Source organism: Aeromonas sp. 5HA1, assembly GCF_029237245.1.
Taxonomy (GTDB): Bacteria; Pseudomonadota; Gammaproteobacteria; order Enterobacterales; family Aeromonadaceae; genus Aeromonas; species Aeromonas salmonicida.
Genome location: NZ_JAACFW010000018.1, coordinates 24,505 through 36,113, shown reverse-complemented (window position 1 = coordinate 36,113; position 11,609 = coordinate 24,505). Strand labels below are relative to the sequence as shown.

General features: G+C 59.1%; 11 protein-coding genes. 9 read left to right on the top strand and 2 right to left on the bottom strand.

The window, feature by feature from the left end:
- Window positions 1–18: 18 nt before the first annotated feature.
- The 6 genes from GWQ27_RS15975 to frdD all read left to right on the top strand — a co-directional run bounded on the left by GWQ27_RS15975 (window position 19) and on the right by frdD (window position 6,550).
- Window positions 19–744 (top strand): glycerophosphodiester phosphodiesterase, encoded by a 726-nt coding sequence (locus GWQ27_RS15975; protein ID WP_275907788.1) that lies wholly within the window; start codon window positions 19–21, stop codon window positions 742–744.
- 117 nt (window positions 745–861) lie between these two features.
- On the top strand, window positions 862–2,739 hold the full coding sequence (locus GWQ27_RS15970; protein WP_099994083.1) for a methyl-accepting chemotaxis protein: 1,878 nt from the start codon (window positions 862–864) through the stop codon (window positions 2,737–2,739).
- Window positions 2,740–3,255: 516 nt separating this feature from the next.
- Window positions 3,256–5,040, top strand: a complete 1,785-nt coding sequence (gene frdA / locus GWQ27_RS15965; protein ID WP_059111472.1) for a fumarate reductase (quinol) flavoprotein subunit — start codon at window positions 3,256–3,258, stop codon at window positions 5,038–5,040.
- Window positions 5,033–5,767, top strand: coding sequence for a succinate dehydrogenase/fumarate reductase iron-sulfur subunit (locus GWQ27_RS15960; protein ID WP_169045585.1), 735 nt, complete (start codon window positions 5,033–5,035; stop codon window positions 5,765–5,767). Before frdA ends, GWQ27_RS15960 begins: the two co-directional genes overlap by 8 nt.
- A 16-nt stretch (window positions 5,768–5,783) precedes the next feature.
- Window positions 5,784–6,182, top strand: coding sequence for a fumarate reductase subunit C (locus GWQ27_RS15955; RefSeq protein WP_021138209.1), 399 nt, complete (start codon window positions 5,784–5,786; stop codon window positions 6,180–6,182).
- 11 nt (window positions 6,183–6,193) lie between these two features.
- Window positions 6,194–6,550, top strand: a complete 357-nt coding sequence (gene frdD, locus GWQ27_RS15950; protein ID WP_042020380.1) for a fumarate reductase subunit FrdD — start codon at window positions 6,194–6,196, stop codon at window positions 6,548–6,550.
- A 77-nt stretch (window positions 6,551–6,627) separates the two neighbouring features.
- On the opposite strand, the gene GWQ27_RS15945 is transcribed toward frdD, so the two are convergent.
- Window positions 6,628–7,848 carry a winged helix-turn-helix domain-containing protein gene (locus tag GWQ27_RS15945; protein ID WP_275907758.1) on the bottom strand — a complete coding sequence of 407 codons (1,221 nt, stop codon included), beginning with the start codon at window positions 7,846–7,848 and terminating at the stop codon, window positions 6,628–6,630.
- Window positions 7,849–7,929: 81 nt separating this feature from the next.
- Window positions 7,930–8,568: a class I SAM-dependent methyltransferase gene (locus GWQ27_RS15940; protein ID WP_111587354.1), complete on the bottom strand. Its 639-nt coding sequence runs from the start codon at window positions 8,566–8,568 to the stop codon at window positions 7,930–7,932.
- Window positions 8,569–8,806: 238 nt separating this feature from the next.
- Between GWQ27_RS15940 and GWQ27_RS15935 the strand changes: the two genes are divergently transcribed.
- From GWQ27_RS15935 to GWQ27_RS15925, 3 genes are read left to right on the top strand one after another with little or no spacing between them, the layout of a single operon-like run.
- Window positions 8,807–9,451 (top strand): thermostable hemolysin, encoded by a 645-nt coding sequence (locus GWQ27_RS15935; protein WP_111587353.1) that lies wholly within the window; start codon window positions 8,807–8,809, stop codon window positions 9,449–9,451.
- Window positions 9,448–10,944, top strand: coding sequence for an AMP-dependent synthetase/ligase (locus tag GWQ27_RS15930; protein WP_275907757.1), 1,497 nt, complete (start codon window positions 9,448–9,450; stop codon window positions 10,942–10,944). Before GWQ27_RS15935 ends, GWQ27_RS15930 begins: the two co-directional genes overlap by 4 nt.
- A complete protein-coding gene (locus GWQ27_RS15925; protein ID WP_021138202.1) occupies window positions 10,941–11,597 on the top strand; it encodes an iron-containing redox enzyme family protein in 657 nt (218 codons plus the stop codon). The genes GWQ27_RS15930 and GWQ27_RS15925 overlap by 4 nt, the downstream gene beginning before the upstream one ends.
- Window positions 11,598–11,609: the final 12 nt, after the last annotated feature.

Below are 11,609 nucleotides of genomic sequence, written 5' to 3'. Positions count from 1 at the left end.
CATAAAAGGAGTTATATGATGCAGATCATCGCCCATCGAGGGGCCAGTGGCCTGGCGCCGGAAAATACCCTCAAGGCCATCCAGCTGGCGCTGGAACTGGGGGCCCAAGCCATCGAGATAGACGTGCAGCAGGCCGATGGCGAGCTGTGGATATTCCACGACCGGCGGCTCGAGCGCTGTACTGACGGAAGTGGCGTGCTGACAGCCCAATCTTGCGCCTATCTGGCCAGTCTGGATGCCGGACAAGGGGAGTCAATCCCAACCTTGTGGCAGGTGATGACAACCATTGCCGGTCGCGCCGAGCTGCACATAGAGCTGAAAGGGGCGCACACTGCCAGCGAGGTGGCCTTGCTGACCCGGCGCGCCGAAGCCGAACTGGGTTTCACACCGGCTAAGTGGGTCGTCTCCTCCTTCCACCACCCGGAACTGGCCCGTTTCGCTGCCTTGCGACCCGAGATCCGGCTTGGGGCGCTGACCGCTACCCTACCACTCACCCTGGCGCGCTTTGCTGCCGAGCTCGGCGCCTGGTCTCTCAACTGTGATGTGGACTTCGTTGATGAGGCACTGGTGCAGGATGCCCACAACCGCGGATTGAAAGTGCTGGTCTATACGGTCGATCATGGTGACGATCTGACCGCACTGGCGGCCATGGGGGTTGACGGCATATTTACCAACCGGCCGGATCGCTTCCTGCCCCCGAAGCAAGGGGACTCATTACTTCGGCAGGAGATCCCTAAGCGCTGATTTAGGCTATAAATTTAAGTGCGCACCGGGATACAAAAAGTTCAACTTTGGCCGATAAGAGTTGGCTCATAACAATAACACCTCACATCGCAGACTGACGCTCACAAGGATGTACACATGAACTTATCCATCAAGAACAAACTTGTCCTCGCCATCGGGGTCATTATCCTGGTCATCACAGGCCTGCAAGTCTGGTACAACACCTCCCAACTGCGCAGCGAAACCCAACGGCTGGTATGGAATATCATTGACGAAAGCTCGGTGGCCAACGTCAAGGGGATCTCCCGCTGGCTCGATGCCAGGATCAACATGGTCACCTCCACCAAGGAGGCCTTCGCCAAAGAAGATGAGCCGATCAGCCATCTGGCTCAATCCATGAACGCGGGTGGCTTTGATCTGGTTTATGCCGGCACCACTGATGGGCGCATGATCCAGAGTAAACCGACCGATCTGCCGGCCGGTTACGATCCCCGCCAACGCCCCTGGTACAAGGATGCAATGGCTGCGGGCAAACTGGCCATCACCTCACCCTATGCAGACGTCACCACTGGCCAGTTGATCGTGACCATTGCCGAACCCTTCCAGCGTGGCAATACCCAGGGGGTCATCGCCGGAGACCTCTCCATCAGCTCGCTGGTTTCTGACATTCTGGCGGTCACCACAGAAGGCACCTACGCCATTCTGGTAGACAGCAATGGCACCATCATCGCCCATCCCGATGCCTCCTTGAGTCTGAAGCCCGCCACCAGTCTGGCACCTGAGTTGACAGCGGCTTACATCAACCAGGTGGCTCACGATGGCATGATCAATGAGCTGGTGATCAGCGGCAAGAAAGAGGTCTATGACTTCAACGCGATCCCGAATACCAACTGGTATTACGGCATGATGGTGGACGAAGCCGTTGCCTATCAGTCCGTCTCCCGCATGGTCACCTCCGCCCTGCTGCAAGGCTTGCTGACCATTCTCATCGTGGCCGGTTTCTCCTATGTGGCCATCAACGGTTCACTGGCTCCGCTGAAAACCCTGGGGGAAGCCATTGCCGACCTCTCCCGTGGCAACGGTGACCTGACCCGCCGCATCAAGATTGAGCGAGAAGATGAGGTGGGTGCTGTAGCCAAGCACGTCAACACCTTCATCGATCGCATCCACGTGATGGTGCAGGATATTTCCAACTCCTCCGGTCAGCTTAACCACCAGGCCAAGTCCTCCCACAACATGGCCGAGAAATCGAGTCAGGGTCTGGCACGTCAGCAAAACGAGATCTCCCAGATCGCCACGGCAGTGCACGAAATGTCAGCTACTGCGGTGGAAGTGGCCAACAACGCCGAACAGACCGCCGATGCGGCCCGCAGCTCCTCCAGCAGTTGTGAGCATGGCAAGCAAGTCATCGCCCGCAACCAGCGTTCCATCACGGATCTCGCCACTCAGGTCAAACAGGCCTCCGGCATCATTCAGGAACTGGAGAAGAACGCCCAGGAGATCAACACCATCCTTTCGACCATCCAGGGGATCGCCGAGCAGACCAACCTGCTGGCGCTCAACGCCGCCATCGAGGCTGCACGGGCGGGTGAGCAGGGTCGTGGCTTTGCCGTAGTCGCCGACGAGGTGCGGGTGCTGTCACAACGTACTCACAGCTCCACCGTCGAGATCCGCAGCATGATTGAGACGCTGCAGCGTAATACTCAGGGCGCTGTCAGCACCATGCACGAAGGCCAGTTGCTGGCCCAGAACAGCGTGGAAGATGCGAACGATGCCACTCAGGCACTGGAGCAAATCACCACCTCCATCAACCAGATCTCCGACATGGCGACCCAGATATCCAGTGCCGCCGAGGAGCAGCGTGCCGTCACCGACGAAGTCAGTCGCAACATCCAGGCGGTCAAGGATGTCTCCGACGAGCTGGCAGTCGATGCCGACAGCTCACGCAACCTCTCTGAGCAACTTAAAAATATTTCAGGTGAACTGAGCAATCAGGTCGGCATGTTCCGCATCTGATCAGCACAAACCAAAGGGGCCATGCAGGCCCCTTTTTTTATGAAAAAATGCTTTTGTTTCAATAGTTATTACCATATGAACCGTCCGGACTATGAGGAAATAAATGCTCATCCGGCACAGTTCCCCGTCATGAAACAACAAATCCCACCCCGCATTTGGATTAGTTTTTTTAACTTAAATAACCCAACACGAATCAGTGAATAATTCTTATTAAATATTTTTGATAAAAAACTTAAAAACTTTATGGGTAATACCTAAAAAGAGAGGTGTTTCTCATTTTTTTGAAAGAAAACTACGTATAATCCTGAGCTTAAAATAACCATAGCAATGACAGCGGCTGATACCGATAACTGAAGGATGGCGATAATTACGGCGTTTTCATCCAAGGAATGGGGTGATTTTAATAAAACTCACCATTGCCAAGCACTAAAACAAACCAGTTTGACTTGCATCAAGCCTGAATTTTTTTAATAGAGCAAAATCGTGCCCAGCAAATCTATCCCTAAGGAGGCAGATGTGGATATTATCAAGACCGATGTCGCCATCATCGGTGCCGGTGGTGGTGGCCTGCGTGCCGCAATCGCCATAGCAGAAGCCCACCCGGAGCTGGAGATCGCCCTGATCTCCAAGGTCTACCCGATGCGCAGCCACACAGTGGCCGCAGAGGGCGGTGCCGCCGGTGTTGTCCGTGATGATGACTCCCTCGAAAACCACTTCAACGACACCGTATCCGGTGGCGACTGGTTGTGTGAGCAAGACGTGGTCGACTACTTCGTCAACAATGCCACCAAAGAGATGGTTCAACTTGAGCACTGGGGTTGCCCCTGGAGCCGCAAGCCGGACGGCAAAGCCAACGTACGTCGCTTCGGCGGGATGAAGATCCCCCGCACCTGGTTCGCGGCTGACAAATCCGGTTTCCACATTCTGCACACCCTGTTCCAGACCTCCATCAAGTATCCAACCATCAAGCGCTTCGATGAGCACTTCTGCATGGACTTGATCGTGGAAGATGGCCGCGTGCAGGGCGTCCTGACCTTCGATATCCAGAACGGCATCTCCCGCTTCATCCAGGCCAAGTCTGTCATTCTGGCTACAGGTGGCGCCGGTCGTGTTTACCGCTACAACACCAACGGTGGCATAGTCACCGGTGACGGCATGGCCCTGGCCTACCGCCATGGGGTGCCATTGCGCGACATGGAGTTCGTTCAATATCACCCGACCGGCCTGCCTGGCACCGGCATACTGATGACCGAAGGTTGTCGCGGTGAAGGTGGCATTTTGGTCAACAAGGATGGCTACCGCTATCTGCAAGACTATGGTCTGGGCCCGGAAACCCCGGTCGGCCAGCCGAAGAACAAGCACATGGAGCTGGGTCCACGTGACCGTCTCTCCCAGGCATTCTGGCAAGAGCAGCAGAAAGGCCGCGTGATCCAGGGCCCGATGGGCGACGTGGTTCACCTAGACCTGCGCCACCTCGGCGAGAAGTATCTGAAAGAGCGTCTGCCCTTCATCTGCGAGCTGGCCAAGGCCTACGTGGGTGTGGATCCGGTCAAGGAGCCGATCCCGGTACGTCCGACTGCCCACTACACCATGGGGGGTATCGAGACCAACGGTCAGTGCGCTACCCGCATGCCGGGTCTGTACGCCCTGGGCGAGTGTGCCTCCGTCGGTCTGCACGGCGCCAACCGCCTGGGCTCCAACTCCCTGTCCGAGATAGTGGTGTTCGGCAAGGTGGCGGGTGAGCACGCCGGCGAATTCGCCAAGACCCAAGCCCACGGCGACACGCAAGCGCTGGCCGCCAAGGCCGAGCAACTGATCAAGCAGCACCTCTCGCTGATGGACATAGACGGGACCGAAAACCCGGCCGATATCCGCAACGAATTGGGCATGTCCATGGAAGCCGGTGTCGGTATCTACCGTACCGAAGAGCTGATGCAAGGCACCATCGACAAGATCAACGAGCTGAAGGCACGCTACAAAAAGGTCAAGATCAACGACAAGTCCTCTGTCTTCAACACGGATCTGCTGTACGCCATCGAACTGGGCTACATGCTGGACGTGGCCGAAGCCATGGCGCACTCCGCTCTCAACCGGAAAGAGTCCCGCGGTTCCCACCAGCGTCTGGACGGTTATGAAGAGCGTGATGACGTGAACTTCCTCAAGCACACCCTCTCCTTCTACAACCAGGAAGGCGCCCCGACCATCGATTACTCCGATGTGAAGATCACTAAATCCCAACCGGCCAAGCGTGTGTACGGTTCCGAGGGTGAGAAACAAGACGAGGCTAAGAAGAATGGCTGAGATGATCGAAATTGAAATCCTGCGTTATCGCCCGGAGCAGGACAACGAGCCCTGGATGCAGACCTTTCAGGTGCCTTACCTGAAAGAGATGTCCCTGCTGGATGCACTGCAATACATCAAGGATCAGCTCGACTCCACCCTGAGCTTCCGCTGGTCCTGCCGGATGGCGATCTGCGGCTCCTGCGGCATGATGGTCAACGGTATTCCCAAGCTGGGTTGCAAGACCTTCCTGCGCGATTATCTGCCGGGCAAGATGAAAATCGAGCCGCTCAACAACTTCCCGATCGAGCGCGATCTGGTGGTCGACATGTCCGATTTCATCGAGAAGCTGGAGAGCATCAAGCCCTACATCATCCCGAGCGAACCGCGCAGCCTGTGTGATGGCGAGTACACCCAGACCCCGGCCGACATGGCGAAATATCACCAGTTCTCCATGTGCATCAACTGTGGCCTGTGCTACGCCGCCTGCCCGCAGTATGGCATCAACAAGAAGTTCACCGGTCCTGCGGCGCTGGCGCTGGCCTATCGCTACAACGTCGACAACCGTGACAGCGCGTCCAAAGAGCGGATGAAGATCATCAGCCAGGACGAAGGCGTCTGGGGTTGTACTTTCGTGGGTTATTGCTCCGATGTCTGCCCCAAGGGCGTGGATCCGGCTGCAGCCATTCAGCTTGGCAAGGTCGAGAGTGCCAAGGACTACATGATCGCCATGTTCAAGCCAGATTGAGATCAGGAATGAGACCATGAACAACACCAATAGCAAACGTAAGCCTTACGTCCGCGAAATGAAGAAAGACTGGTGGCTGAAGAATGCCTTCTACACCGGTTACATGATCCGTGAAGGCACCAGTATCTTCGTCTCCATCTATGCCGTCGTGCTGATGTGGGGTCTGCTGCGACTGGTTCAGGGTCAGGAAGCGTTCAACGGCTGGCTGGAATCCCTGCAAAGCCCGATCGCCATCCTGTTCCACGTCATCGCGCTGGCGGCCTGCCTGTTCCACGCCAAGACCTGGTTCGCCCTGGCGCCCAAGGCCATGCGCATCTTCCGTGGTGAAGACCTGGTGCCGGAGAAGCCGATCGTTATCGCCCAGTATGTGGCGCTGGCGGTGGTATCCCTGCTGATCCTGATCATCGTGGCTTGAGGAGATTAATAATGAGACGTTCTGACGAGCCCATCTACTGGGGATTGTTTGGTGCCGGTGGCATGGTGGTTGCCATGCTGCTGCCGGTGATTGTCCTCATCACAGGTCTGCTGGTGCCCATGGGCATCATGGACGTGGAGACCATGAGCTTTGATCGTGTCCACGCATTCGCCAGCTCCTGGTGGGGTGCCTGCATACTGCTGGTGATCATCGCCCTGCCGATCTGGCACGGCATGCACCGTATCTACCACGGTCTGCATGATCTGGGGATCCACACCACCAAGCTGCACCACTATGTGTTCTATGGCTTCGCCTTCCTGGTGTCTGCCATCACAGTCGGTCTGCTGATGGTGCTGGTATTCCAGTAATCCTTAAGTTGCCAGCAACAGATGATAAAACCGGGCCCAGCGCCCGGTTTTTGTTTGGCTGATATGCAGCGGCCGGGCTAGGTGCGCTGCGTTGGCCACAGGGCCTGCAGGGGCGCCGGCATGGCGCCGAGGCGAAGCAGCGGTGTCTGATGCCACTGCGCCAGCTTTTGCAGTGCCTTCTCCAGATCCTGCGCCAGGCTGGCGGTCACCCTGACTCCCTGCTCCAGATAGAGGCTCTTGACCTCGAACACCCCCTCCTTGCGATGGGCCTTAGCATCCATGCGCCCCACCAGCTTGCCACGGTGCAGCAGCGGCAACACGAAGTAGCCATACTGGCGCTTTGGCGCCGGGGTATAGCACTCGATGCGATAGTCAAAGTTGAACAGCTCGCTGACCCGCTTGCGATCCCAGACCAGGGGATCAAACGGCGACAGTACCGTGGTGTGGGTCGCCTTGAGGGTGCCGGCCAGGGCCATGGCCAACTCATCGGCGAGGGATGCATGAACAAAGGCGCCGTGCTGCCACCCTTCCACCCGTACCGGCAACAGCTCCCCCTCGTCCGCCAGCTGATGGAGCAGGGCATCGTATTTACCGCGGCGCAGCCGATAGTAGTCGGCGACCCAGCCGGTCTTGACCAGCCCAAGGGCGCGGCAACTTGCCTGCACCATTTCCCGCCGGACCTGTTCCTGGCTCGGCAAATCCCGCTCGTCACACCAGCCAGGCATGACCCGCTCGGCGAGATCATAGACTCGCTGGAAATTGCGCCGCTCGCGCACCATCAGCTGGCCTGCGGTAAAGAGCACCTCAAGATGGCGTTTCTCCGGCTTCCAGTCCCACCAGCCGTTGCCCTTCTCCCCCTTGCGCTCAAAGTCGGCGGCCCGCACCGGGCCATGCTGGCGAATACGCTCGATAATCTGGCCTATCTCCTGCTGATGGGTGGCTAGCCAGTTGGCCGAAAACTTCCAGCCCATGGCGGCAGGATCCAGCATGCGATGACGCAGCAGGCGGTAATCCTCGCGGGGAATGAAACAGGCCTCATGGGCCCAATACTCGAAGATGTCCCCCTCGGCCAACAGTTGTTCGAGCCAGCGAGGATCGTACTGCCCCAGTCGGCTGAACAGCACCAGATAGGGGCTGCGCGCTACCACTGAAATGGTATCTATCTGCAGCAGTGCCATACGCCGAATGGTCGCCAGCAGATCCGCAGGCTTGGCCTTGGCACGACGCGGGGTCAGCAGCCCCTGGGCTGCGAGCTGCAGGTGGCGGGCATCTTGCAGTGACAAATGAGGGATCGACATGGAAATAGGGGCATCCGTTCCGGGGTTTAAGACCACCAGCATGCCCAACTCATGACCAAATGAAAACGCCCTGCTCAGGGTTTAGGGTTTGGTGAAGACGACCACATCCCCATGGGGAAACAGGACGTCGGCCTGCCAGCGAATGGCCAGAGCGCGAAACGAGGGCTCGGCAAAAAAGACGATGTGAGTCGGGTCATGGCGATAGCGCCAGGTTTTGAAACGGTCGTCGTCCAGCACCCGCTGGGTCTGCAGCACCAGGATGCCGCCGGGCTTGAGGCAGCCCCAGAGCACGTCCAGTGCTGCGCACGGGTCGGCGATATGCTCGATCACCTCAGTGCTGGTGATGAAGTCATACTGGCGGGTGAGCAAGTCGGGAAGGTCGGCATAGAACTTGTCATAGCCCGCCATCTGGTAGCCCGCCTCCTGCCCCATGGCGATGAGCGCAGGCCCGGGGCCACAGCCAAAATCGAGACCGCTGGCCGGTGGCGGCACCCGGCTCAGCACCTCGCCGAAGGCGCGCATCAGAAAATGGCGGTAGCGGGGATCGTCCACCTGATTGTCGTGTCCGTCATAGACTGCCTTCTCCGCTGACGGCCCCAGATGATCGGCGCCATCCAGCCAGACCAGCTCGCAAGACCGGCAACGATGGTAATGCTTGCCGGCCACCGGCAGCGCATAGGAATCGACTGCACCGCACAGCGGGCAAGGAGACGGGCACATGGGATTTCCTCACGAGAGTGACAGGCCCAATCCGGGATGGGCTCGAAATGGGCGCCAGCTTGCCTGCCCGGGCGGCCGCTGACAAGGGGTTTTGTCCCATGGAATAACCGCCTGCAGCCCCGCTAGTTGCGGCTGTTTTCTGTTCCTTTGGGTAAAAATGAGGCTGTTCTTCCCACTCTTAAGTGTTTCTTAAGTTTGCCCCTTTAGTCTGACCCTAACAGACAAGAAGGAGCCATCCATGACCACAGACATTCAAGCCCCCTACCGGCTGATCCTGGCCGACACACCGGAACAGGTCATGGCCTTGCAGGCTTATATTCAGGCCGCCTACAGCCACGAATTCGATGCCCGTATCCCCCACTTCCTGCCCTGCTTGCTGGGTCTCTACCGGGCCGATGGCTTGCTGGTCGGCGCCTGTGGCCTCAAGCAGGCCAGCGAGGAGCGCCTCTATCTGGAACAGTATCTGGATCAGCCCATAGAGGCAGCCATCGAGACCCGGCTGGGTGTGCGTGCCCGGCGGGATCGCATCGTCGAGGTCGGCAATCTGGCCTGCAGCGAACCGGGCAATGCCCACCTGATGTTTGCGGCGCTGTGTCGTTTGCTGTGCGACAACGCCCTCGATCACGTTGTCTTCACCAGCACAGCCAAACTGCGCAACAGCTTTCATCGCCTCAGTCTCAGCCTGATCGAGCTGGCCCCCGCCAGGGCCGACCAGGTCGGAGAGGATGCCAATGCCTGGGGCGCCTACTACCACTGCCAGCCCAAGGTGATGGTGGGTGACCTCAATCAGGGGCGGCAAGCCCTGGCCCAAGGCAGCTTGCTGCTCTCCTTGCTAGCCCCCATGCCATCCCTGTTCAACTGCCCGCAGCGGAGCGCCTTATGATACTGTTCGACCGGATAGCCCACTTCGCCCACAGTGATCCGTACAGCACGGCGCTGAGCGGCAGCAATCATAGGATCAGCTACGAACAGTTGTGGCTGCAGATCTCCGCCCTGGCCGAGCGCCTGCAACAGGCAGGCATTGCCCGGCTGGCACTGCAACTGGATAACGGCCTGCCCTGGGCGCTGGTCGATCTCGCCTGCGCAAAGGCAGGCATAGTCGTCATTCCTGTGCCGCACTTTTTCAGCCCGGAGCAGCAGGAGTGGCTACTGGAGAGCAGCGGCGCAGATGCCCTGATCGGCCCTCATCACCAGGGCTGGCAGGCAAGTGCGCCACTGCTCCTCTCAGTGGGTGAATTGCCATTGTGGCGCATCCAGCCGGTACGGGTGCCCACCCTGCCCGCCGGTACCGCCAAGATAACCTACACCTCCGGCAGCACGGGGCAACCCAAGGGGGTCTGTCTCTCCCTTGAACATATGATGGCGGTCTGTGATTCACTGGCCCGGCGAGTCGCCCCGGCGCAGGTAGAGAAACACCTGACCCTGTTGCCGCTGACCACACTGCTGGAGAACCTGACCGGCCTCTACGTGCCGTTGCTCACCGGTGCCTGCAGCCGTATTCCCTCGCTGGGTGAACTGGGATTTTCCGGCTCCAGCAAACTGGATCCGGCCACCCTGACCCAGGCCCTGCTGCGCTGGCCAACCCACAGCCTGGTGCTGGTGCCCGAGTTGCTGCGCCTGCTGCTCGCCCTGTGCAGTGCCGATGTGGCACTGGCCGAACGCCTCACCAGCCTGCGCTTCGTCGCCGTGGGCGGCGGCAAGGTCGCCCCCGAGCTTATCAGCCGCGCCCGCAAGCTGGGGCTGCCGGTATTTGAAGGCTATGGCCTGTCGGAATGCGGCTCCGTCGTCGCACTCAATGGGCCTGATGGCCACAGCCTCGGCAGCGTGGGTCAGCCCCTGCCTCACTGCCGGGTCAAGATCGCCGCTGATGGCGAGATCCTGGTGGAGGGCGCTGCCATGCTGGGTTATTTGGGGTCAGACGAACAACAACCCGCCCGGCTTGCCACCGATGACCCTTCTACCGTGCAGATCGCCACCGGCGATCTGGGTCATCTCGATGAGGCGGGTTACCTGCACATCACGGGGCGCAAGAAGAACGTGCAGATCACCGCCTTTGGCCGCAACTTCTCCCCCGAATGGGTCGAGGCCGAAGCCCAGCTATGTCCGGCCATTGCCCGCATCGTGATCTTCGGTGACGGCCAGCCGGCCAACGTCGCCCTGATCCAGTCACGACCCGGGGCCGACGCCCAGCTGGCGCAACAGGTTGAGCAGCTCAACCAGCGCCTGCCCGACTATGCCCGCATCCATCACTGGCTGCCGGTGACACTGGATCAGCATCCCGATCTGCTGACTGCCAACGGTCGCCCCCGCCGCGAGCGGATCTATCACCACTTTTCCCGTCAAATCAGCCAATGCCTTACCGGAGAGACCTCATGAGCTTCTATCACACGCTGCAACACGCTACTGCATCGGCACGGGAACATCTGTTCAATGCCCCCATCATAGAGGCGTGCCGCAAGGGAGATATCTCCCGCGGCACCTATGTTGATTTTCTGTCTCAAGCCTTCTATCACGTGCGCCATACGGTACCTCTGCTGATGGCCACAGGCGGCAAGCTGGGTCAGGAGTACGAATGGGTACGGGGCGCCATTGCCGAATATATTGATGAGGAGTACGGCCATCAGGAGTGGATCCTGAACGATATCCGCGCCTGTGGCGGGGATGCCGAGGCGGTGCGCCATGGCCAGCCCGGTCTGCCCATCGAGCTGATGGTGGCTTTTCTCTATGACCAGATCCAGCGCGGCAACCCCATGGGATTCTTCGGCATGGTGCAGGTGCTGGAAGGCACCAGTGTCGCCATCGCCCTGACCGTGGCCGACCAGTTGAAGGCTGGCCTCGGTCTGCCCCCCCAGGCCATGAGCTACCTGAGTTCCCACGGCACCCTGGATCAGGAGCATCTCAAGTTCTTCGAGTCCCTGATGAACCGGGTGGAAGATCCCGCCGATCAGGCCGCCATCATCCACTCGGCCAAGGTGGTTTATCGCCTCTATGCCGACATGCTCTATCAGCTGACAGACAACCCGCAATGAGACGGCAAAGGG